This window comes from Pseudomonas sp. RW3S2 (genome assembly GCF_014268955.1).
Taxonomy (GTDB): domain Bacteria; phylum Pseudomonadota; class Gammaproteobacteria; order Pseudomonadales; family Pseudomonadaceae; genus Aquipseudomonas; species Aquipseudomonas wayambapalatensis.
Genome location: NZ_JABWRM010000005.1, coordinates 243,361 through 266,762 on the forward strand (window position 1 = coordinate 243,361; position 23,402 = coordinate 266,762).

The window sequence follows — 23,402 nt, forward strand, 5'->3', positions numbered from 1 at the left end:
GGAGGCGCCGCGCCTTACCTGACCAGATGCAGGAACTGCATGTGCCGCTCGTACTGGTCGAGGATGTCGTTGATGATCTGCTCCTTGCTGTACCCGACCAGGTCATAGTTCTGGCTGCCTTCGGCCAGGTGCACTTCGGCGCGGTAGTAGCGGCGGTTCTTCAACTCCTGGGTGCCCAGCCCACCCAGTGCGAACGATGGGGTGAAGTAGCCACGCATCTGCACCTGGTAGATGAACGGCTGCTCCTCGCCATGGCCGATCTTCAGGCTGACGTTGTCGTGGCTCGGGTCGTCCTGGGTGATCAGCACCAGGCCCTTCTGCTCGAACACCTCGGTCACGTCGGCAATCGCCGGGCGCACCACGTCATCCATGAAGCGGTACACCTCGTCACGTGACGGGAAATGCACGGCCTGGCTCAAGCGCTGGCGCCAGCCACCGCGTCCGCGGCGGGACTGAGCGAACGGTGCCAGCGAGTGCATCTGCGCGATCTGTCGCTGGCTCTCCAGATAGAACGCCTTGTGCAAGCCCCACATCATGCACAGCAAGATCAGCGAAAACGGCAAGGACGTCAGCACCACGGCCGACTTGAGCGAATCGATGCTGCCGGCGAACAGCAAGCCGCTGGTGACCAGCGCCGTCATCGCGCCCCAGAAGATCCGCAGCCAGTTCGGCCCGTCTTCGTCAGCGTCGCCGCCCTTGGCAGACAGCGTCGACAGCACCACGGTGCCGGAGTCGGCGGAGGTGACGAAGAACACGAAGCTGATGAACACCGTGACGGCGATCACCGTCTTGCTCCAGGGATAGGTTTCCAGCAGCAGGTACAGGCTCATCGACGGGTTGTCCAACGCCGACTGCCCCAGCGCGGTCATCCCATGGTTGATCACCTGGTCCAGCGCACTGTTACCGAAGATCGACATCCACGCCAGGGTGAAGCCCAGCGGAATCAGCAGCACGCCGAAGACGAATTCGCGAATGGTGCGCCCACGCGAGATGCGCGCGATGAACAGCCCGACGAAGGGCGCCCAGGCAATCCACCAGGCCCAGTAGAACACCGTCCAGCCGCCCAGCCAGTCGCGGTTCTCGCCATAGGCATACACGTCGAAGCTCTTGCGCGGCAGGGCGCCGAGATAGTCACCGAGGTTCTGGATCAGGGTGTTGAACAGGTGTTGCGTGGGCCCGGCGAAGAGCACGAACAGCAGCAGCGCGCAGGCCAGGAACAGGTTGATGTCGCTCATCACCCGCACGCCCTTCTCTACTCCGGCGACCGCCACGGCCACCGCAGCGCCCATCATCAGGGTGATCAGCAGCACCTGCACCCACTGGCTGTGGTCGATGCCGAACAGGTAGTCCAGGCCGGCGTTCAGGTGCAACACGCCAAAGCCCATGTCCGCGCCCAGGCCGAACACCGTGGCGATGATGCCGAAGCCGTCCACCGCATAGCCGATCGGCCCGTTGATGCGCTTGCCGATCAGCGGGTACAGCGCCGAGCGCAGTGCCAGTGGCAGGTTGTGGCGGTAGGCGAAATACGCCAGGGCCATGCCGACGAAGGCGAACACGCCCCAACCATGCAGGCCCCAGTGCAGGAACAGGATCTGCATCGCCTGACGCCCGGCCTCGGCCGTGCCCGCCTCGCCCTGGGGCGGCTGGAGCATGTGGGTCAGGGGTTCGGAAACGCAGAAGAAGAACAGCGTGATGCTGATACCGGCAGCGAACAGCATGCCGGCCCAGGACAAGTAGCTGAACTCGGGCTCGTCATGGTCGGCGCCGAGCTTGATCTTGCCGTAGCCGGACACTGCGGTGACCACCACGAACACCAGATACAAGGTCATGGCCAGCATGTAGTACCAGCCGACCGTGTTGGCCGCCCAGTTCTGTGCAGCCAGCAACCAGTCGCCCGCCGCTTGCGGGTTGGCGATGACCACCAGGCCGAAGATGAGGATGAAACTTGCCGCGAAGTAGAACACCGGGGGGTTCATGCGGATCTTGCCATTGGCAAGGGAAGGCGTCGGTGCACTCATGAAACGGGCACCTCTACAGTGGTGAAAAGGCTCGGATTGAACGGGTTCAGCAAAGGGAATCCTCCTGTTGAACACCGGCAGCGGACCAGCGTTTTAATTTGAACAAGCGTTCAAGTTAAACATGGATCGGATTTCAATGCGACCTGTGGTCGCTGGCGGGCGACCAATTGACCTTTGCGCTTTGCCAGCAGTTCCGGCCCTATCGCGGGACAAGCCCGCTCCACTCTGTGGGAGCGGGCTCGTCCCGCGATAAAGCCCGCCGGGCCTACCTCACTGTTTGTCCTGGCAATCGAGCTGCAGGTTCGCCTGGGTGATGTTGCTCTCGGCCGGCACGCTGCGGGTCAGCCAGACATTGCCGCCAATGGTCGAGCCCTTGCCGATGGTGATCCGCCCCAGAATGGTCGCACCGGCATAGATGACCACGTCGTCCTCGACGATCGGGTGGCGCGCCAGCCCCTTGTGCAGGGTGCCCGACTCGTCCGACGGAAAGCGCTTGGCGCCAAGGGTCACGGCCTGGTAGATACGCACGCGCTCGCCGATGATCGCCGTCTCACCGATCACCACGCCCGTGCCATGGTCGATGAAGAAGCTCTGGCCGATCTGTGCGCCGGGATGGATGTCGATACCGGTGGCCGAATGCGCCAGCTCCGAGCTGATGCGCGCCAGCAGCGGCAGCCCGGCCTGGTAGAGGTAGTGCGCCAGGCGGTGGTGAATGATCGCCAGGATGCCGGGATAGCACAGCAGCACCTCATCGACGCTGCGCGCCGCGGGGTCGCCGTGGTAGGCCGCCAGCACGTCGGTGTCGAGCAGTACGCGCAACCCCGGCAAGGCTTTGGCAAAGCCTTGGATCAGGCCCAGTGCGTGGGCATCGACATCCTTGGGCTCGACCTCGGTATTGCCGTGCCGCGCGGCGTAGCGCAGTTCCAGCCGCGCCTGGGCGAGCAGTGCGGTCAGCGCCGCATCCAGGGTGTGGCCGACGTAGAAGTCCTCGCTCTCCTCACGCAGGTCCACAGGCCCCAGGCGCATGGGAAACAACGCCCCACAGAGTTGCTCGAGAATCTCGCGCATCGCCTCGCGCGAGGGCAGTTCGCGTCCGCCCTGCTTGTTGCTGCAACGGCCGTTGCGGCTGCGCCACTGGTCACGGGCCTGGCGCAGTTCGCTGACGATGCCCGGCAATTGCCAATGGCCGGTCGATGGATGTTCGCTCACGGTGTTCTCCTGGCTTGCGGCGATGTCGGAAAAGTAGGGCCGCAACTTGTAGGAATTACTCTACGGCAAATTCTTCCCTTGGAAAAAACAACGCTTTATTCCATCCTGCACTAAGTCGGGCATAAGCAGCGATGACGGGGGCCAGGTTCACGGCTACCCTCAACACTGCCCTTCAGGGACGAAATAACCGAAAGGAATAATAGATAATTTTTTATTATTTCCTGAACTATAAAGCCCACCCTATAGTCGCCACCCACTACTTAAAACAAAGCGCGGGGACAGCCATGACCAAATTCACCAAACCACTTCTCAACGCCAGCCTGGCCATCCTGCTGGGCACCGGTCTGTTCAGCCACGCCTTCGCGGGTGAGCAGCTCAAGACCATCCAGGAAAAAGGCGTGATCAACGTCGGCCTGGAAGGCACCTACCCACCCTTCAGCTTCGTCGACGAGAACGGCAAGCTGACCGGTTTCGAAGTGGAACTCTCCGAACTGCTGGCCAAGGAGCTGGGCGTCAAGGCCAAGGTCCAGCCAACCAAGTGGGACGGCATCCTCGCCGCGCTCGAATCCAAGCGCCTGGACGTGGTGATCAACCAGGTCACCATCTCCGAAGAGCGCAAGAAAAAGTACGACTTCTCCGAGCCCTACACCATCTCCGGCATCCAGGCGCTGATCCTGAAGAAGAAGGCCGAGCAGCTGAACATCAAGACCGCGCAGGACCTGGCGGGCAAGAAGGTCGGCGTGGGCCTGGGCACCAACTACGAGCAGTGGGTCAAGCAGGACGTCCCCAAGGCCGACGTGCGTACCTATGAAGACGATCCGAGCAAGTTCGCCGACCTGCGCAACGGCCGTATCGACGCCATCCTGATCGACCGCCTGGCCGCCCTGGAATACGCCCAGAAGGCCAAGGACACTCAACTTGCCGGCGAAGCCTTCTCGCGCCTGGAAAGCGGCGTGGCCCTGCGCAAGGGCGAGCCGGAACTGCTCGCGGCAGTGAACAAGGCGCTGGACAAGCTCAAGGCTGACGGCACCCTGGCCAAGCTGTCCGAGAAATACTTCGGTGCCGACGTCACCAAATGATCTCTGAAAGCCTGCAACTCGTAATCGACTCTACGCCCTTCCTGCTCAAGGGCGCGGGTTACACGGTACTGCTCAGTGTCGGCGGCATGTTCTTCGGCCTGGTGCTGGGCTTTGCCCTGGCACTGATGCGTCTGTCGAAGATCCTGCCGCTGGACTGGCTGGCGCGGATCTACGTGTCGTTCTTCCGCGGCACGCCACTGCTGGTGCAACTGTTCGTGATCTACTTCGGCATGCCGCAGATCGGCATCGAACTCGATCCGATCCCCGCCTCGCTGATCGGCCTGTCGCTGAACATGGCGGCGTACATCTGCGAAATCCTGCGCGCGGCGATCTCCTCGATCGACCGCGGCCAGTGGGAAGCCGCCGCCAGCATCGGCATGACCCGTACCCAGGCCATGCGCCGGGCGATCCTGCCCCAGGCCATGCGCACCGCCTTGCCGCCGCTGGGCAACAGCTTCATCTCGCTGGTCAAGGATACCGCCCTGGCAGCGACCATCCAGGTGCCAGAGCTGTTCCGCCAGGCGCAGTTGATCACCGCACGGACCTTCGAAGTCTTCACCATGTACCTGGCCGTGGCCGTCATCTACTGGATTCTCTGCAGTATCCTGGCGCACTTCCAGAACCGCATGGAAGCGCGGGTCAACCAGCATGACCAGGAGCACTGAAGATGATCGTAGTAGAAGGCCTGACCAAGCAGTTCAAGGGCCAGACCGTACTCAAGGGCATCGACCTGACGGTCGAGGCCGGTGAAGTCGTCGCCATCATCGGCCCGAGTGGCTCGGGCAAGACCACTTTCCTGCGCTGCCTGAACCTGCTGGAAACGCCCGATGCCGGGAAGATCCGCATCGGCGACATCGACATCGACGCCGACCGCCCGCTCAGCGGCCAGCAAAGCGCGATCCGCCGTCTGCGCCAGCAGGCCGGGTTCGTGTTCCAGAACTTCAACCTGTTCCCCCACCGCACCGCCCTGGAGAACGTCATCGAAGGGCCGGTGATCGTCAAGAAGACCCCGCGCAGCCAAGCGCTGGAGCTGGGTCGCAAGCTGCTCGCCAAGGTCGGCCTGGCCGGCAAGGAAGACGCCTATCCACGGCGCCTGTCCGGCGGCCAGCAGCAGCGCGTGGCTATCGCCCGCGCGCTTGCTATGGAGCCTGAAGTGATCCTCTTCGACGAACCGACCTCCGCGCTCGACCCCGAGCTGGTCGGCGAAGTGCTGGCGACCATCCGTGGCCTGGCCGAAGAGAAGCGCACCATGATCATCGTCACCCACGAGATGAGCTTTGCACGTGATGTGGCGAACCGGGTGATCTTCTTCGACAAGGGCGTGATCGTCGAACAGGGCGAGGCCAAGGCGCTGTTCGCCAATCCGAAGGAAGAGCGTACCCGGCAGTTCCTGCGCAAGTTCCTCGGGACCACTGCTTCGCAAGACTGAAAAGCTCGGCTGGATTCTTCGCGGGCAAGTCCCCCTCCCACAGGAGCCGCACCGGTGCTCAAGCCCGTGCGGGTCTCTGTGGGAGCGAGCCTTGCACGCGAAGAAGCCGGCACATCCAGGCAAATGCCTCTCTTCTATTCATATTCCAAAGAGTTAGTTCATAAACTTTTTATAAGCGCATAAGGTATATAGACCGGACCACCGGACCCGCACACATCCGTCGCGACCAGCTGTAGCGACGCATCTACTTCGTGAGGTTCAGGAATGGTCAGGAACACAATCACCCCAGTGCGTAACGCCAGGGCATTGAGTGCAGCCAAGGAGCGGCACTGATGTCCAGCCAACCCAACACCCAATTCCACAGCGACATCGACAGCTCGCCCCTGCTACTGCCGGCCAAGGTGCTGCGCAATGACACCGAGGCCCTGCAAGCGGCCCGCGAACTGGCCGAAACCGCACGCCAGCAGGCTTCGCGCCGCGACCAGCAACGCAAGCTGCCGTGGGCCGAGATCGAGCTGTTCACCCGCTCGGGGCTTGGCAGCATCAGCGTGCCCAAGGCCCATGGCGGCCCGGAGTTATCGTTCGCGACCATCGCCGAAGTCTTTCGCCTGATCAGCGCCGCCGACCCGGCGCTGGGGCAGATCCCACAGAATCAGTTCGGCCTGCTGCACCTGCTGCGCCTGACCGCCAGCGAGGCGCAGCAGGCGCTGATCTTCCGCTCGGTGCTGGACGGCTGGCGCATCGGCAACGCCGGCCCCGAACGCAGCACCAAAGACACCTTGACCCTCAAGGCACGCATCACCCGCGACGGCGACACCTACCGCATCAGCGGCGAGAAGTTCTACTCCACCGGCGCCCTGTTCGCCCATTGGGTGGCAGTCAAGGCCCTGGACGACGAAGGTCGCCAGCGCCTGGCCTTCGTACGCCGTGGCAGCCCGGGGCTGCGCATCGTCGACGACTGGTCCGGCTTCGGCCAGCGCACCACCGCCAGCGGCACGGTACTGCTCGACCAGGTGCCAGTAGACGCGGACTTGGTGATCGACAACTGGCGCCAGGCCGACCAGCCCAATATCCAGGGCGCAGTCTCGCAACTGATCCAGGCTGCCATCGACGCCGGGATCGCCGAAGCGGCCATCGAGGACGCCATCGCCTTCGTGCGTGACAAGTCGCGGCCGTGGATCGATGCCAAGGTCGAGCGTGCCAGTGACGACCTCTATGTGATCGCCGACATCGGCCGCCTCAAGCTTGAGTTGCACGCCGCCGAAGCCCTGTTGCGCAAGGCCGCGCAGGTGCTGGACGAGGTCAATGCGGCGCCCATCGACGCTGCGGCGGCGGCACGCGCCTCGATTGCCGTGGCCGAGGCCAAGGTGCTCACCACCGAGATTTCGCTGCAGGCCAGCGAGAAGCTGCTCGAGCTTGCCGGCAGCCGCGCGACACTCGCCGAATTCAACCTCGACCGCCACTGGCGCAACGCCCGGGTGCACACGCTGCACGACCCGGTGCGCTGGAAGTACCACGCGGTCGGCGCCTACTACCTCAACGGCACGCTGCCTGCGCGGCATTCCTGGATCTGACTTGAGGGCCTTTCGCGGGCAAGCCCGCTCCTACAGGGACAGCACAGGTCTGTGGGAGCGGCGGTTCGCCGCTGCGCCTTGTCCCGCGAAAAGCCCCGGAGAACAACATGACCACATCCCTGATCAGCAGCGACGCCCAGGCCCTTGCCGTCGCCGAAGACATCGCCCGGCAACTGCACCGCGACAGCGCCCTGCGCGACCGCGAACGCCGCCTGCCACACGCTGAACTGGAGCTGTTCACCCGCTCCGGTCTGTGGGCCATCACCGTACCCAAGGCCTTCGGTGGCGCCGAAGTGTCGAACGTCACCCTGGCCAAGGTCATCGCCCGCATCGCCCAGGCCGACGCTTCGCTCGGGCAGATTCCGCAGAACCACTTCTACGCCCTCGAAGTGCTGCGCGTGAACGGCACCCCCGAACAACAGCAGCGTCTCTACGCCGAGGTGCTGGCCGGCAAGCGCTTCGGTAACGCCCTGGCCGAACTCGGCACCAGGACCTCCAGCGACCGCACCACCCGCCTGACCCGCGACGACGGCGGCTACCGCATCAACGGCCGCAAGTTCTACGCCACCGGCGCGATCTATGCCCAGCGCATCCCTACCTCGGTGGTCGATGACGAGGGCGTGCAGCAACTGGCGTTCGTGCCCGCCGACAGCCCCGGTGTGCAAGTGATAGACGACTGGAGCGGCTTCGGCCAACGCACCACCGGCAGCGGTTCGGTGCTGTTCGACAATGTCCGTGTCGAGGCCGCCGATGTGGTGCCCTTCCAGGCCGCGTTCGAGCGCCCGACCACCGTCGGCCCCTTGGCGCAGATTCTCCACGCCGCCATCGACACCGGCATCGCTCGCGCCGCAGTCGAGGACGCCCTGCACTTCGTGCGCAACCACAGCCGCCCATGGATCGACGCGGGCGTCGACCAGGCTTCGGCCGACCCGCTGACACTCAACAGCTTCGGCCGCCTGAGCATCCGCCTGCACGCCGCCGAAGCGCTGCTCGAACGGGCCGGTGAAATCCTCGACCAGGCCCAGCGCGACAGCAACGCCAGCAACGTGGCCGCCGCCTCCATCGCCGTCGCCGAGGTCCGCGCGATCAGCACCGAGATCTCCCTGGCCGCTGCCAGCACCCTGTTCGAGCTGGCCGGAAGCCGCGCCACCCTGGCCGAACACAACCTCGACCGCCACTGGCGCAACGCCCGGGTACACACCCTGCACGACCCGGTGCGCTGGAAGTACCACGCCATCGGCAACTACTACCTCAACGGCGAAAATCCACCGCTGCGAGGGACCATCTGATGAGCAAGCAGATCCTGCTCAACGCCTTCAACATGAACTGCATTGGCCATATCAACCATGGCCTGTGGACCCATCCGCGCGACACCTCGACCCGCTACAAGGATATCGAGTACTGGACCGACCTCGCCCGCCTGCTGGAGCGCGGGCTGTTCGACGGGCTGTTCATCGCCGACATCGTCGGCACCTACGACATCTACGGCGACTCGGTCGACGTCACGCTCAAGGAGTCGATCCAGCTGCCGGTAAACGATCCGCTGCTGCTGGTCTCGGCCATGGCTGCGGTGACCCGCAACCTGGGCTTCGGCCTGACTGCCAACCTCACCTACGAGCCGCCTTATCTGTTCGCGCGCCGGCTCTCGACCCTCGATCACCTGAGCAAGGGCCGGGTCGGCTGGAACATCGTCACCGGCTACCTCGACAGCGCGGCCCGTGCCATGGGCCTGGAACAGCAGCCCGAGCACGACCGACGCTACGACCAGGCCGACGAATACCTGCAGGTGCTGTACAAGCTGCTCGAAGGCAGTTGGGCGGACGATGCCGTGGTCGAAGACCGCAAGCAGCGCGTCTATGCCCAGCCCGACAAGGTGCGCAAGGTCGAGCACCGAGGCGAATTCTACAAGGTCGAGGGCTATCACCTGTGCGAGCCCTCGCCGCAGCGCACACCGGTGCTGTTCCAGGCAGGCAGCTCGGCCCGCGGCCTGGCATTTGCCGGCAACCACGCCGAGTGCGTGTTCATCGGCGGCCAGACCCACGCCGGCACCCGTGCCCAGGTCGACAAGGTGCGCGCGGCCGCCCTCGCCGCAGGCCGCGATCCTCAGGCAATCAAGGTGTTCATGGGCATCACCGTGATCGTCGCCCCCACCGAGGAGCAGGCCCGCGTCAAGCACGCCGAGTATTTGCGCCACGCCAGTGCTGAAGCGGGTGTGGCGCACTTTGCCGCCTCCACCGGCATCGACTTCGCCGCCTTCGACCTCGACGAGCCGATCAACGCAGGCCAGGGCAACGCAATCCAGTCCGCCACCAAGCTCCTGCAGGACAACGCCTGGACCCGCCGCCGCCTGCTGGAACAACACGCCCTGGGCGGACGCTACGTGACCCTGGTCGGCGCGCCCGAGCAGGTCGCCGAGCAACTGATCGGCTGGATCGACGAGACCGGCCTGGACGGCTTCAACCTGGCACGCACCGTCACCCCGGAAAGCTACGAAGACTTCATCGACCTGGTGGTCCCCGAACTGCAACGCCGCGGCCGCTACAAGAACGCCTACGCCGACGGCAGCCTGCGCCAGAAGCTGTTCGCCAGCCCCAGCGCGCACCTGCCCGCCGACCATCCCGGCAGCACCTATCGCACCCCGACCAACGCCCCGACCGGAGCCCCGCACCATGCTTGAGAAACTCTATCGGCCCGTCGCGGCCGCCCTGCTGTCCCTGGGCCTTGCCGGCGCCGCGCTGGCCGCCGAACCGCTGAAGATCGGCACCACGGCCGCCTTCGCCATTCCGCTGGAGGCGGCCGTGGCAGAAGCGCACAAGCAAGGCCTGGAGGTGAAGCTGATCGAGTTCAGCGACTGGATCGCCCCCAACGTCAGCCTCAACAGCGGCGACATCGACGTGAACTACTTCCAGCACATCCCGTTCCTGGAGAACGCCAAGGCCGCGGCAGGCTTCAACCTGGTGCCCTATGCACCGGGGATCATCAACAACGTGGGCCTGTATTCGAAGAAGTACAAAAGCTTCGCCGAACTGCCCGAAGGCGCCAGCGTGGCCATCGCCAACGACCCGATCAACAGCGGCCGCGGCCTGCAGCTGCTGGCCAAGGCCGGGTTGATCACCCTCAAGCCTGGCGTGGGTTACAAGGCCACCGAAGATGACATCGTCGCCAACCCGAAGAAGCTGAGGATTCTTCAGGTCGAGGCCGTGCAACTGGTGCGTGCCTACGACGATGCCGACCTGGTACAGGGCTACCCGGCCTACATCCGCCTGGCCAACAGCTTCGATGCCACCTCGGCGCTGCTGTTCGACGGCCTGGAGAACAAGGAATACGTGATCCAGTTCGTGATCCGCCCACAAAGCAAGGACGACCCACGCCTGGCCAAATTCGTCGATATCTACCAACATTCGCCGGCCGTGCGTGAAGCCCTGAACAAGGCCCACGGCAGTCTGTACCAGGCCGGCTGGGAGGGCTGAGATGAGCAGCGCCAGCGCCCTCAGGGCGCCCGTCCCTCAAGTTACACCCGCCCCGGCGCGCGAGCAGGTACTGCGCCCGGAGGTGAACGAGGCCCATGTCCGCTTCATCGGGTTGGGCAAGACCTACCCCGGCCAGTCACACCCCGCGCTGCACGGCATCGACCTGAACATCCGCCGCGGCGAGATCTTCGGCATCATCGGCCGCAGCGGCGCCGGCAAGTCGTCGCTGCTGCGCACCATCAACCGCCTGGAGCAACCCAGCGAAGGGCGCGTGCTGATCGACCAGGTCGATATCGCACCGTTCGACGAGGACCGCCTGGTGTCGCTGCGCCGACGCATCGGCATGATCTTCCAGCACTTCAACCTGATGTCGGCCAAGACCGTGTGGCAGAACGTCGAGCTCCCCTTGAAGGTGGCTGGCGTGGCCAAGGCCGAGCGCCAGCGTAAAGTGCACGAGCTGCTGGAGCTGGTGGGCCTGGAGCAGAAGCACCATGTCTATCCGGCGCAGCTGTCCGGCGGTCAGAAACAGCGCGTCGGCATTGCCCGCGCGCTGGTGCACGATCCGCAGATCCTGCTGTGCGACGAAGCGACCTCGGCACTGGACCCTGAAACCACCGCCTCGATCCTCGAGCTGCTGCGCGACATCAACCGGCGCCTGGGCCTGACCATCGTGCTGATCACCCACGAGATGGCAGTGATCCGTGACATCTGCCAGCGCGTGGTGGTGCTCGAACGTGGCGAGGTGGTCGAACAAGGCGAAGTCTGGCAGGTGTTCGGCGCGCCGCGCCACGAGGTGACCCGCACCTTGCTCGCGCCCTTGCAGGCCAAGCTGCCCGCAACCTTGCAGGCCAACCTGCGGGCGCAACCGGTCAGCCAGGACACTGCCGTGGTGTTGCGCCTGCAACTGGTCGGCGAGCCGGAGCTGTCGGCATTGTTCGCCGATCTTGGTGGGCGTGTGCGCCTGCTCCAAGGGGGTGTCGAGACCATTGGCGAGCACGCCCTGGGCCAACTGGTCCTGGCCGTACGCGGCTCAGGGCTCGGGGCTCATCAACTGCTCGAGCGCGCCCGGCGCTGGGCTGCAGACGTGGAGGTGCTGGGTTATGTGGACTGAACGCCTGCTGCAAGGCCTGATCGATACCCTGCTAATGGTGGGGGTGTCTTCGTTGATCGCCCTGCTGGTGGGGATTCCGATGGCGGTGCTGCTGGTCAACAGCGGCAAGGGCGGCATCTACGAAGCGCCGCTGCTCAACCACGTGCTGGGCGCCTTCGTCAACCTGTTCCGCTCGATTCCCTTCCTGATCCTGATGGTGGCGTTGATCCCCTTTACCCGGCTGATCGTCGGCACCACCTATGGCGTCTGGGCGGCCGTGGTGCCGTTGACCATCGCGGCCACGCCGTTCTTCGCCCGGATCGCCGAAGTCAGCCTGCGCGAGGTCGACCATGGCTTGATCGAAGCCGCGCAGGCCATGGGCTGCCGACGCTGGCACATCATCTGGCATGTGCTGCTGCCTGAAGCGCTGCCAGGGATCGTCGGCGGCTTCACCATAACCCTGGTGACCATGATCAACTCTTCGGCGATGGCCGGTGCGATCGGTGCCGGCGGCCTCGGGGACATCGCCTACCGCTATGGGTATCAGCGCTTCGACAGCCAGATCATGCTGACGGTGATCGTCATGCTGGTGGCCCTGGTGGCGGTGATCCAGCTGGGTGGCGACCGGTTGGCCAAAGGCTTGAACAAGCGCTGACCGGAAGCCGGGCCCGCCCCTACAACCAGCGCAGGTTCTCGGCCGCCACGGGCCGTCCGAACCAGTAGCCCTGCCCCAGGTCGCACTGCTGCTCCAGCAGCAGTCGCGCCTGCTCGGCCTGCTCGATCCCCTCGGCATGCACCTGCATCCCCATGCTGCGCGCCAGGGCGATGATCACCCGCACGATGGCGATGTCATCTTCGTCATGGGGCAATCCGGCGACGAAGCCCTGGTCGATCTTCAGCTTCTGCACCGGCAGGCGCTTGAGCCGCAACAGCGACGAATAGCCCGTGCCGAAATCGTCGATCGCCAGGCGCAAGCCCAGCTCACGCAGACGGTGCAACTGCTCCAGTGCCACCTCCGGGTCTTCCATCACCGCGCTTTCGGTGACTTCCAGCTCCAGCAGCGCCGGGTCCAGGCCGGTCTCGTCCAGCACCTCGGCCACTTGTCGATACAGGGCGCGCTGGCCGAACAGGCGACTCGACAGATTCACCGCGACGAAATCCAGCACTCGCCCCTCGGCTTGCCACTGCACCATCTGCCGGCAGGCCTGGCGCAGCACCCAGGCATCGATATCGACGATCAACCCGGTGCGTTCGGCAATCGGGATGAACTCGCCCGGCGGCACCAGGCCGCGCTCGGGATGCTGCCAGCGCACCAAGGCCTCGACCCCGACCATGCTCCCGGTGAACAGGTCGTGCACCGGCTGGTAGAACACCCGCAGCTCTTCCTGGGCCAGGGCCCGGCGCAGCTCACCGGCGGTCTCGACGCGATGCTGGGCGTGGGCGGTGAGTTCTTCGGTGTACAGCGCATAGCAGGCGCGACCGTTGCTCTTGGCCTTGAACAGCGCCGAGTCGGCATTGCGCAACAGTTGCTCGGCGCTCAGCGCGTCGCTGGGGAACAGGCTGATGCCGATGCTCGCACCGATGAACAGGTGCTGCCCTTCGAACGCGAACGGCTGGCCCAGGCGCTCGAGGATGCCCTGGGCAGTGGTCGCCGCCTGCGCAACCTGCTGGCACCCTTCGAGCAGTACGGCGAACTCGTCGCCACCCAGCCGCGCCAGGGTCACGCCGCTACCCAACTGCTCTCGCAAACGCTCACCCACCAGCTTGAGCAACTGGTCGCCAATGGTGTGGCCCAGGCTGTCGTTGATGCTCTGGAAGTGGTCGAGGTCGAGCAGCAGCAAGGCGCAGCCGCGCTTGTTCGCCTGGGCCGCTGCCAGCGCCTGCTCGGCACGGTCGTTGAACAGCAGCCGGTTGGGCAGGCCGGTCAAGGGGTCGTGGTGAGCGAGGTAGGCCAGTTCTTCCTCGGAATTCTTGATCGCACTGATGTCGCTGAACACCGCGACGTAGTGACTCAGCTCGCCGCTGTCATCGCGAATCGCGCAGATCGTCTGCCATTGCGGATAGATCTCGCCGCTTTTGCGGCGATTCCAGATTTCTCCGCTCCACTCGCCCTTTTCGGCCAGGGCCGCGTAGATCTGCTGGTAGAAGTGCGCGCCATGGCGGCCCGACTTGAACTTGCTCGGGCGCTGGCCCAGCACTTCGTCCTGGTGGTAACCGGTGATGCGCATGAAGGCCCGGTTCACATGCACGATCAGGCCGTTGCGATCGGTCACCAGTACACCTTCCAGGGTACTGTCGAAGACCGCTGCCGCCATGCGCAGGCGTTCGCGGTCCTCGCTGCGCAGACGCGCACCGACGCCGATGAAGTTGAGCAGCCGCGCCCGTGACACGAAGATCAGCAAGGCACTGAGCAGCACCCAGACCACCACGTTGATCTGCCGCCCGACGGTCAGCGCCAGGTCGTTGTCGGTCATGCCGCGCAACACCCACTCCGACAGCACCAGCCAGAGGAACGACAACACAACGTAGAGCGCAGCCATGCGCAAGGCGTCGCGAACAGAAACAGACATGTCGGGTGCATCAGTCCATGGAAGATAATCGCGCAGTATAAAGGTTGAAACATGCCGTGACTTTAAATCCGGGCTCATAAATAAGTCGCGGTCCCGACGCCCTGGCCCCGTCCAGCCTGCCTCGGCGACGCCCTCGCCGACGGCAAGGTGACCGGTGGCGACGATCCTGGCGCAAGCGCGACTGGTTTTATTTCACCGTCAAGGGATAATGCGCCCGTTGTTTCCCCTGTTTTCCCGAGGGTCTTTCCAACTATGTGGTACAACGGTCTGCTCGACCTGTCGGCCTGGCAACTGGTCGCGGTCACCCTGCTGATGACCCATGTGACCATCGTCAGCGTCACGATCTACCTGCATCGCTACTCGGCGCACCGCTCCCTGGAGCTCAATGCCGGGCTCAAGCATTTCTTCCGTTTCTGGCTGTGGCTGACCACGGCGCAGAACACCCGCGAATGGACGGCGGTGCACCGCAAGCACCACGCCAAGTGCGAAACCCCCGACGACCCGCACAGCCCGGTGTACAAGGGCTTGGGCACGGTCCTGCGCAAAGGCGCGGAGCTGTACCGGGAAGAGGCGCGCAACGAGGAAACCCTGCGCATCTACGGCAAGAACTGCCCGGATGACTGGATCGAGCGCAACCTCTACTCGCGCTACAAACTGGGCGGCATCGTCCTGATGGCCGTGCTCGACCTGCTGCTGTTCGGCACCATCGGCATCACCATCTGGGCCATCCAGATGATGTGGATTCCGTTCTGGGCCGCGGGCGTGGTCAATGGCCTGGGCCATGCGGTCGGCTATCGCAACTTCGAGTGCCGCGACGCCGCCACCAACCTGGTGCCCTGGGGCATCATCATCGGCGGCGAAGAACTGCACAACAACCACCACACCTACCCCAATTCGGCCAAGCTGTCGGTACGTCGCTGGGAGTTCGACATGGGCTGGATGTGGATTCGCCTGCTGTGCCTGCTGCGCCTGGCCAAGGTGCAGCGCGTGGCGCCGATCGCCCATCGGGTCGAAGGCAAGGCCTCGCTGGACATGGACACCGCCATGGCGATCCTCAACAACCGCTTCCAGATCATGGCCCAGTACCGCAAGCTGGTGATCGGCCCGCTGGTCAAGCAGGAGCTGGAAAAGGTCGACACCTCGGTGCGCCACCACTTCCGTCGCGCCAAGCGCCTGCTGTCACGCGAGACCAGCCTGCTGCAGGATCGCCATCACGTACGCATCGAATCGATGCTGACGCACAGCCAGACGCTCAAGATCATCTACGAGAAGCGCCTGGCGCTGCAGCAGATCTGGGCACGCACCAGCGCCAACGGCCACGACATGCTGGCCGCCATGAAAGACTGGGTGCACGAGGCCGAAGCCAGTGGTATCCAGTCGCTGCGGGACTTCGCCGCGCAGCTCAAGACCTACTCCCTGCGTCCTACCGGCGCCTGACTGCCGTTGATCGGCATGCCCCGCCCAAGGGGCATGCCGACCGGAACTTCACCCCCCCGCTCGACTCAAAATCGGCATATCGCCCGCGTGGCGGGCCGGGTCGTGGCCGCACGCACATTCGTCGAGAACCGATCCGTGCACATGGCCAAAGAACGTCATCCTCCGATCCAGACCGGTCCACCCCGCCCTGAAGCTGCCCAGACCCTGCTCGCCCTGCTGCATGCCCAGGGTGAAGTGGCGCGTCTGAGCGAGCGCGAGCAGCTCTACAGTTCCCTGCTCGACAGCGTCAACGCCGTGCTCTGGGCCTTCGACTGGGAAACCCGCCAGGTGCTTTACGTCAGCCCCGCCTACGAGCGTATTTTTGGCCGCCCGGCCAGCCTGGTGATGGCCGACTACAACGAATGGCGCGACGCAATCCACCCCGACGACCTCGACTACGCCGAGCGCAGCCTGGCCCAGGTACTGCTCCAGGGCACCGTCGAGGACCGCGAATACCGCATCATCAACGGCGCAGGCGAAGTGCGCTGGCTCAGCGACAAGTGCTACATCAACCAGCAGCGCGAAGGCGAACGGGTGATCATCGTCGGCATTGCCGAGGACATCACCGAGAAGAAACAGCTCGAAGGCGAATTGCAACGCCTTGCCACCACCGACGTCCTGACCCAGAGCAGCAACCGCCGACACTTCTTCGACTGTGCCCAGCAGGCGTTCGACCGCGCCCGCGAAGACGGCACGCCAATGGCCTTCCTGCTGCTGGACATCGACGACTTCAAGCACATCAACGACAGCTATGGGCATCCAGAGGGCGATCAGGTGCTGCAGCGCATCGCCGACACCGGCAAGGCGGCGCTGCGCCGGGGCGATCTGTTCGGGCGTATTGGCGGCGAGGAATTCGCGGCGGTGTTCCCAGGCTGCACGGCACAGGTCGCCGAACAGATCGCCCAACGCCTGCAGCGGGAGATCCAGCGCCTGAGCTTCACCTACGGCCAGCAGACCTACGGCGTGACCGTAAGCCAGGGGCTGACCGAACTGAGCGAGCAGGATACCGACCTGGACAACCTGTTCGGCCGCGCCGACGCAGCGATGTACCAGGCCAAGCGCCAGGGCAAGAACCAGATCGTGCGCGGGTGACCGACAGCGCTCAAGGTTTGGCCGCGGTGCTGCCTTCGTCGGTATCCGGGGCCTGAGGCACCTCTTCCACAACCTCGGCTTCAACGCTCGCGGCATCGACCTCAGGCGTTGTGACCACCACCGGCGGCGCGGGCGGCTCGCGCAGGCGATTGAGCTCAGGCAGGCCAAGCTTGAGCAGGCGTGCAGTCTTGCTGCTGGCGATCTTCTCGTTGCCCTGGGTCGGCAACGCCCGTGACAACTGGCCTGCCAGGTTCATCGCCAGGATCTCTCGCGAATACACGCCACCGCCCAACTGGTAGATCGCAGCGATCAGCTCGCGCAGGTCCAGCGGCAGGCGCCAGCGGGTGCGCAGGGCCGAGCCGAACGGTGCGCCAAACTCATTGAGTGACAACTGCACCTGGTCTTCGTCCAGCGCGCCACCGGCCAGGCGCCACTCCTGCAGAGTGCGCAGCACCGCCAGGTCCCCCAGACAATGCAACAGGCCCGCGCAGTAGCAGCGCTCCTGGTCCAGCTCGAGCATGCGCGCCAAAGTACGCGCGAATTCGGCGGTGTGTAGCGAGATGTTCCAGAAGCGTGCGGCATGCTGTGCCAGCAGCGGGTCGCTCAGGCGTGCGCTGCGCTTCAGCGTCAGGCCCAGGATCAGGTTCATGCTCTGGGTGCTGCCCAACTTGTTCAGCGCCTGCAGCAGGGTCTGCACCGGCGCATCGCTATGCATGGCGGCACTGTTGGCTGCGGCGATGAGCACACCGGTGATCTGCGGGTCACTGCGCACTTCCTCTTCCAGCACCCGCAGGTTCAGGCCCTGGGGGTTGAGCGCGCGCTTGATCGCCAGTTGCACATCGGCAAACAGCGGGCCGCCATCGGCGGTAGCCCGGCGCTGCTCGAGGTAGGCCGGCAGGCTGGCCCCCAGCTGAAGGGGCGGCACCGGGCAGGCAATCTGCTCGCCGACTTCGAGCAACAGGTTTTCCAGGCGCTTGCGCAGGTTGTCCAGGTCCAGCGGTTTGCTCAGGTAGGCGGTGGGGTGCAGTGGCAGCGCTTCTTTCACACTGGCGCTGTCAGTGCGTTCGCTCATGAGGATGAACGGCAGGCCAGGCTTGTCGCTCTTGGCGCGCACCTTGCGCAGCAGATCGAGGCCATCGACACCGGACAGCTCACGGGCGGCGATGATCAGGTCGGGCTTGCTCGACAGCGCCGTCAGGGCCTGGGAGCCATCGGCACAGACCTCCAACCGGGCATCGCAGCGCACGCTGAGCAGCATCTCGCGAAGCATGTCGCGTACCCAGGGATCGCTCTCGGCGATCAGCACGCGGGGTGGGAGGGGGTCTGCAGCGCTCATGGGCAACTCCTGAATAATCCTGACACGCAGTCCATCGCGGCTTCCAAACACGTCCATCGGTTAACCATAGCGCCACCTGCCGTGAATTGGCACAAAAAAACCCGCGATGGCATGCAGTTCACAGTTTGTTCATCTTCGTCGCAGCATCCGTGCACGCATTAACTACCACCTCGCCCGGCCCCTGACCGGCTCTAGTGATGCCCCCATCACAACGCCGTACAGCAAGCACGGCCAGCGAGGAAGTCATGACGCTCGACCTTTCATCCACCACGCAACAAGCCCTTTCGACCCTGCGCACCCGCATCGACCAACGCCTTGCACAGTCCCCCTCGCTTGAGAGCATGGGGCTGGCCAATCTGGACCAGGCATTGACAGACGCAGAAGCTGCGAGCATCGAGCTGGCGATCAGGAGCGCCGTGCACGCTTACTGGGAGTCGCTCGAAAAACCCTCGAAGACGAGGCGCCAGTGTCACATCGAGGATATCGAGGCCACGCTGCGCCAATTGCTCGACATCCAGATCGCCGCCGGCAGGATTCACCCGACCTACGCCACCTGCCTGCCCGCTTCGCTCGATCAGAATGGCCTGGCCATCAGCACCCTGAGCCTCAAGCTCGAGGCAGGCCGCACAGCCACACTGCATGGCTGCCTGATGTTCAGCCTGGACAGCGGCCCGACCCTCGTGTGGATCGCTGGCCGCCAATGGGCCGCCTTCGCCACGCGCGACCTGGCGCTTGCCGCGCTGACGGCGCTGGTGAACCAGCCGGTGGCCGGGGCCAGCATCACCGATACCCTGACCCGCGCGCAGCGCCTCGCGATGACCCAGGCATCGGCAGTGCACCCCTACGAACAGCGCCACTGGGTGATCAAACCCGTACAGCGCAAGGCCTTTGCCGAGCTGCATCGACAGCTGCGCAGCCTGCAGCTGCACGATATCAAGTACGCCTTGCGGGTCGAGCCGGTGCCTGGTGAATCCCGCTCCGGACGCGTCGAGGATGCGCTGCGCCTGCCGCTTGCTCTCGGACCGAGCAGCGCTCTCGACGCCACCCTCGACGAGGCGCTCAAGACACCGCCCAAAGCACCCCACTGGCTGCGATACGCGCCAGAGGACCAGGCCAATCAATGCCTGAAGGCACTCCAGGAATACGACCACGCTCGTGCCGCCATGCTCAGTGCGCTGGGCGGCTGCGACAGCATCGAAAGCTTCGCCGCGACTCATCTGCGCAGCAGTATCGCCAACGACCTGGGCCTGGATCTGGACCCCGAGCAGATCATGCTGGTGACCAAGCGCACGCTGCCCGAAACCGCCACCCCCTATGAAATCCGGCGCAGCCTTGTGCACCTGGCTTTGCAGGGGCTGCACGATGGCGACGACCAGCCGGCCTCGGAATTCATCGCCGCCACACGCTTCGAACAACAAGACCGGCCACTGCCTGACGCGTACGCCACACTCACGCCTGCCTATGTCTGCAAGCTGATCGAAACACTGGCGCTGCACGGCAAGTTCGCCCCCGCTCAGATAGCCGCACACAAGCAGGACACCAACCGGTCGCTGATGAACACCGCGCTCTTGCAGCAGATCGCGGCCCAGGCCTGGTGCGCACGCCTGCAGGGCCAGATCACGCCCGAAGACCAGCAGACGCTGGCAACCTTCGTCGCAGGAAGCGGCACGGGCTATGACAGGTTGTCCAGTGCCAACCTGCTCCTGGCCGACCAGTACCTGCTGAGCGACGCGCTGCTGGTGCGCCAGGAAGACGCCGAGGGCGGCCTGCAGCGTCTGCTGCTGTGCTGCCCGCATCATCCGCACAAGCCGGTGCAGGGTTTCGACAGCGAACGGCAGTTGCTCGTCGAGGTGGTGGGCTGGTTCGCTGAGGCGGACTCCCAGGCCTACCTGCTGCAGAACGTGATAGCCCAGCAGCGCACCTCGTTCGCCGCCCTGATCAGTCAGATCGCCGACAAGCCACTCCCGCAAACACAGCATCAACCCACCAGCACCGACACGCAGGCCTGGAACACCTGGTACCTGGATATCAGCAAGCAGCGCGAGCGGATCCCTACCCCGCAAAAGCCCTACGAGCAATTCATGACGCTGGTGCGCTTCACGGGCCAGGAAGGGGTCAAAGCCCTGACCCAGAACCGCATCGAGGTTGCCGAGGCCAACACAGCCGCGCACGAGCCCGCCTGGTTGCAATCGGCCAGTGCCTCCCAGCGTGGCCAGCTGACACGCCTGGAAGACCAGATCCAGGCTGCAGAGCAGCAGTATGCCAAGGCCAGGCATGCGCAACTGCCGGACTTCGAGGCGTATGTCCATGCCCAGGCCCAGGACAAGCTCAAGCAGTTGCTCGGGAACAACGACGAGCGTGTCGATCCGGACCGCGTGATCATCAAGTCACCCAGGGAGACCTTGACCTACACCCAATTGCTGCGCAACGGCTATGACGACAGCCTGGGCCTGCTTACGGCCACAGCCGATACCACGGCGACCTTCGAAGGCCCACCCGGGGTCGATCTGTCGGCGCTGACGCCACAATCGGTCACCGGCTCCATACGCGGTCAGTGGGTATCCGACCGCTACGTCAGACTGATCGAGGAAACCCTGCTCTCGCCCAGACACACCGGCTACGCCTGGCGCCGTCGGCAGAGCGTGTTGATCGTGCAACTGCAGATGCAACTGGCGGCGCTGCGCAGCCTCCTGCAAGGGCATCTGGACGCCGACCAGCACACCTGTGTGCTGGCGAGCATCCAGAGCATGCACCGGACTGCCGACACCGAGCGTGAGCGCCATGCGTTCTACCGATTGGTGGTGCGTATCGACAACGAATTCCTGGCCAGCGAGCCGACAATCGGCAGGTTGTTCAACGAGCTGTACCGGATCATGGACAAGACTCCGCCCTACCGCGAAGAAATCATCCACGGTTGCTACCTGCTCAAATCGCCGGCAGGGCACCCTTCGCAGACGCTGCTCTACACGCCAGCGGCAGCAGACGGCATCGACTTCCGGCCCTTCAGCAGCTTCGTCCAGTCGCTCAACACCCCGGGCATGGCCGACTACTACAAGGACCGCAGTCGCAGACAAGCCGGGCAACTGCTGGCCTTCCTGTTCAAGGACCTGCGCGAGGGCGGCCCGAGCCCGGTACCAAGCGTACCCGAAGCCCCCGCGGACGACCTGCGCATCCTGTGCTATGACGACGGGCTGCGCCAACGCATCGTCGATGTGCGCGATGTCACCAAGGGCCGCGCCGATATGATCGCGAGCATCGTCTGGAACACACTGGAAACGGTGACCCAGATCGTGACGCTGCCCTTCCCGCCTGCTGCATTCGCAGTGGGCGCCGCACTTGCCCTGCGCGACTATGTCGCTGCACTGAGCGCATTCATCAACCGCGATGCCGGCACCGCAAGCCTTTACCTGTTGTCTTCGCTGCTCAACGGCGCAGGCGCCTATGGCGACCTGGCGCACGGCATGAAAGGCTTTGGCGGCCTGCTGCGCAATGCCGAGCGGCTGCCCAGCCAACCACGGCGCTGGGCAGACACGAAGGCGACAGTGCTCGGCCTCACCGAGCGTGAGCTCACGCCCGTCGAACTGAAGGGCCAGTCGGTACTGCTCGGGCCTCCTTGCGCACAGGGATTGGCGCGGGTAGCCAGGCGTAACGCAAGCGGTGAACTGATCGACACCGGACGTTACGCCCGGCAGGACAAGCTCGGGGACTGGACCCCGGTGGAGCATGCGGACAACGCTGCAGTCCAGCTTGCCCCCGACAAGCACGCCGTCGCCATCACGCTGGAAGGTGGCACACCGGCCAGTGGCGCACACGCGCAAGGCATCACGCTGGTCAATGGCCGCCCCTACGTACAGATCGACGCCCAGGTGTTCCAGGTGCAATTCGATCCGCACACCGCACAGTGGTCGATCATCGACCCGGACAATCCATTCGCCTTTTTCGGGCGCCAGCCATTGGCACGCCAGGCCGATGGCACCTGGAAACGCGTCGACAGTGGCGGGTTGCGTGGTGGCAGCCCTGGTGACAACGGCCAGGCAACCACACCAAAGCCTGTGACAACGCCTGACACCGTCACCCCACCCGCGGCCGGTGCTGACAACGTGGTCAGCCTGCGCAGTGAACGCTCGAGCTTCTGGGATACCCACATGAAAGAGGATGCGGCGCAAAGCGAACTGCTCTCGAACCAGGCCCAGGCCCGTCATCGCGCATTGCTGGACGATGCCGATATCGCCCGCCTGGAAGATGGCGAAAGTGCGCGCATGGATGAGCATGACTTCGAGTACCTGCAAACCGAGGAAGGTATTACCTACACCTACAAGGAAGACGAAGATTACGTAAACCGCCTCGTCGGCAACTACACGGATGAAGACTCACAGATCAACAGCTATCTGCGCCGTGGGGTGCATGAGTTCGCGTTCTGCGACTCGGACACCTTCGTCGACAAGCTGGTGGACTCGCTGGAAACCCTGCCCAAGAGCAACACAGTCGCTCTGTACCGCGGAGGCAACGGATCGAGAGGCACCTCGGGCGAGCACTTTCGCAGTGGGAGACTCAAGAAAGGCGATGTGCTGGTCAACTCGGACCTGACGTCCTTTACCGAGAATCCTTACGTGATACGTGCTTTCGCCAGCGATGAGCTCTCCTCGCCGGACATCGTCGTGGGTGCGTTCGACGACACATCAGTGGTCTTCGAAGTCCCTGCGGGCCAATACCACAGCGGGGTGCCCATAGCCCCCCTGTCATGGACAAAAACAGAGGCGGAAACCCTGTTCCCGCCAGGGTGCCGTTTCGAGATCGAAGACATCGGCGAGGTGGTGGGTGACGACTTCCGCTTCGTCAATGTGAAGCTCAAGGAGATCCCGAGCACAACGCCCGTAGTGCATCCGGTCTATGACCTGCGCACTGGCAACCCATTCAAGCGCGACGAGTACGCCGCCATGCTCAAGAACGACGACCTGGTCGAACGCTTCTTCCCGGCTGCCGACTGGACACCTCCCAGCCCTTCGAACACCTGAACCTCAGGTTGAAAAAAAACGCCCAGGCAATGCCTGGGCGTTTT

The 23,402-nt window shown here is 64.4% G+C and carries 16 protein-coding genes; 12 read left to right on the forward strand and 4 right to left on the reverse strand.

Going from position 1 to position 23,402, the window contains the following annotated elements; all coding sequences use genetic code 11:
• Nucleotides 1-14 precede the first annotated feature (14 nt).
• Both betT and epsC read right to left on the reverse strand, forming a co-directional pair.
• Entirely contained in the window at nucleotides 15-1,976 is a 1,962-nt protein-coding gene (gene betT, locus HU748_RS09730) for a choline transporter BetT (protein WP_186667576.1), read from the reverse strand.
• Nucleotides 1,977-2,288: 312 nt separating this feature from the next.
• The gene (epsC, locus tag HU748_RS09735) at nucleotides 2,289-3,227 is read right to left on the reverse strand and encodes a serine O-acetyltransferase EpsC (protein ID WP_186667408.1); all 939 of its coding nucleotides are present in this window, start codon (nucleotides 3,225-3,227) and stop codon (nucleotides 2,289-2,291) included.
• Nucleotides 3,228-3,511: 284 nt separating this feature from the next.
• On the opposite strand from epsC, the gene tcyJ reads away from it, so the two are divergent.
• The 9 genes from tcyJ to HU748_RS09780 all read left to right on the forward strand — a co-directional run bounded on the left by tcyJ (nucleotide 3,512) and on the right by HU748_RS09780 (nucleotide 12,524).
• Nucleotides 3,512-4,306 (forward strand): cystine ABC transporter substrate-binding protein, encoded by a 795-nt coding sequence (tcyJ, locus tag HU748_RS09740; RefSeq protein WP_054891655.1) that lies wholly within the window; start codon nucleotides 3,512-3,514, stop codon nucleotides 4,304-4,306.
• Nucleotides 4,303-4,971, forward strand: coding sequence for a cystine ABC transporter permease (gene tcyL / locus HU748_RS09745; RefSeq protein ID WP_054891654.1), 669 nt, complete (start codon nucleotides 4,303-4,305; stop codon nucleotides 4,969-4,971). The genes tcyJ and tcyL overlap by 4 nt, the downstream gene beginning before the upstream one ends.
• Before the next feature lie 2 nt (nucleotides 4,972-4,973).
• Nucleotides 4,974-5,735, forward strand: coding sequence for an L-cystine ABC transporter ATP-binding protein TcyN (gene tcyN / locus HU748_RS09750; protein ID WP_186667407.1), 762 nt, complete (start codon nucleotides 4,974-4,976; stop codon nucleotides 5,733-5,735).
• A gap of 332 nt (nucleotides 5,736-6,067) precedes the next feature.
• Complete coding sequence (locus HU748_RS09755) at nucleotides 6,068-7,309, forward strand: SfnB family sulfur acquisition oxidoreductase (protein ID WP_186720222.1); 1,242 nt, start codon at nucleotides 6,068-6,070, stop codon at nucleotides 7,307-7,309.
• Between the two features lie 107 nt (nucleotides 7,310-7,416).
• Nucleotides 7,417-8,598 carry an SfnB family sulfur acquisition oxidoreductase gene (locus HU748_RS09760; protein ID WP_186711239.1) on the forward strand — a complete coding sequence of 394 codons (1,182 nt, stop codon included), beginning with the start codon at nucleotides 7,417-7,419 and terminating at the stop codon, nucleotides 8,596-8,598.
• Nucleotides 8,598-9,986 (forward strand): LLM class flavin-dependent oxidoreductase, encoded by a 1,389-nt coding sequence (locus tag HU748_RS09765; RefSeq protein WP_186720223.1) that lies wholly within the window; start codon nucleotides 8,598-8,600, stop codon nucleotides 9,984-9,986. The genes HU748_RS09760 and HU748_RS09765 overlap by 1 nt, the downstream gene beginning before the upstream one ends.
• On the forward strand, nucleotides 9,979-10,779 hold the full coding sequence (locus HU748_RS09770; protein WP_186667403.1) for a MetQ/NlpA family ABC transporter substrate-binding protein: 801 nt from the start codon (nucleotides 9,979-9,981) through the stop codon (nucleotides 10,777-10,779). Before HU748_RS09765 ends, HU748_RS09770 begins: the two co-directional genes overlap by 8 nt.
• A 1-nt stretch (nucleotide 10,780) precedes the next feature.
• Nucleotides 10,781-11,890 (forward strand): ATP-binding cassette domain-containing protein, encoded by a 1,110-nt coding sequence (locus tag HU748_RS09775; protein WP_186720225.1) that lies wholly within the window; start codon nucleotides 10,781-10,783, stop codon nucleotides 11,888-11,890.
• Entirely contained in the window at nucleotides 11,880-12,524 is a 645-nt protein-coding gene (locus HU748_RS09780; protein ID WP_186720226.1) for a methionine ABC transporter permease, read from the forward strand. Before HU748_RS09775 ends, HU748_RS09780 begins: the two co-directional genes overlap by 11 nt.
• A gap of 19 nt (nucleotides 12,525-12,543) precedes the next feature.
• On the opposite strand, the gene dibA is transcribed toward HU748_RS09780, so the two are convergent.
• The gene (dibA, locus tag HU748_RS09785) at nucleotides 12,544-14,439 is read right to left on the reverse strand and encodes a phosphodiesterase DibA (RefSeq protein WP_186720228.1); all 1,896 of its coding nucleotides are present in this window, start codon (nucleotides 14,437-14,439) and stop codon (nucleotides 12,544-12,546) included.
• 252 nt (nucleotides 14,440-14,691) lie between these two features.
• On the opposite strand from dibA, the gene desA reads away from it, so the two are divergent.
• Both desA and HU748_RS09795 read left to right on the forward strand, forming a co-directional pair.
• Nucleotides 14,692-15,876 carry a delta-9 fatty acid desaturase DesA gene (gene desA, locus HU748_RS09790; RefSeq protein ID WP_186667400.1) on the forward strand — a complete coding sequence of 395 codons (1,185 nt, stop codon included), beginning with the start codon at nucleotides 14,692-14,694 and terminating at the stop codon, nucleotides 15,874-15,876.
• 141 nt (nucleotides 15,877-16,017) lie between these two features.
• Nucleotides 16,018-17,007 carry a sensor domain-containing diguanylate cyclase gene (locus tag HU748_RS09795; RefSeq protein ID WP_186667399.1) on the forward strand — a complete coding sequence of 330 codons (990 nt, stop codon included), beginning with the start codon at nucleotides 16,018-16,020 and terminating at the stop codon, nucleotides 17,005-17,007.
• Between the two features lie 10 nt (nucleotides 17,008-17,017).
• Here HU748_RS09795 and HU748_RS09800 read toward each other — a convergent pair whose 3' ends face one another.
• On the reverse strand, nucleotides 17,018-18,343 hold the full coding sequence (locus HU748_RS09800) for a response regulator (protein ID WP_186720230.1): 1,326 nt from the start codon (nucleotides 18,341-18,343) through the stop codon (nucleotides 17,018-17,020).
• A gap of 245 nt (nucleotides 18,344-18,588) precedes the next feature.
• On the opposite strand from HU748_RS09800, the gene HU748_RS09805 reads away from it, so the two are divergent.
• Nucleotides 18,589-23,358, forward strand: coding sequence for a DUF6543 domain-containing protein (locus HU748_RS09805; protein WP_186720231.1), 4,770 nt, complete (start codon nucleotides 18,589-18,591; stop codon nucleotides 23,356-23,358).
• The last annotated feature ends 44 nt before the right edge of the window (nucleotides 23,359-23,402 follow it).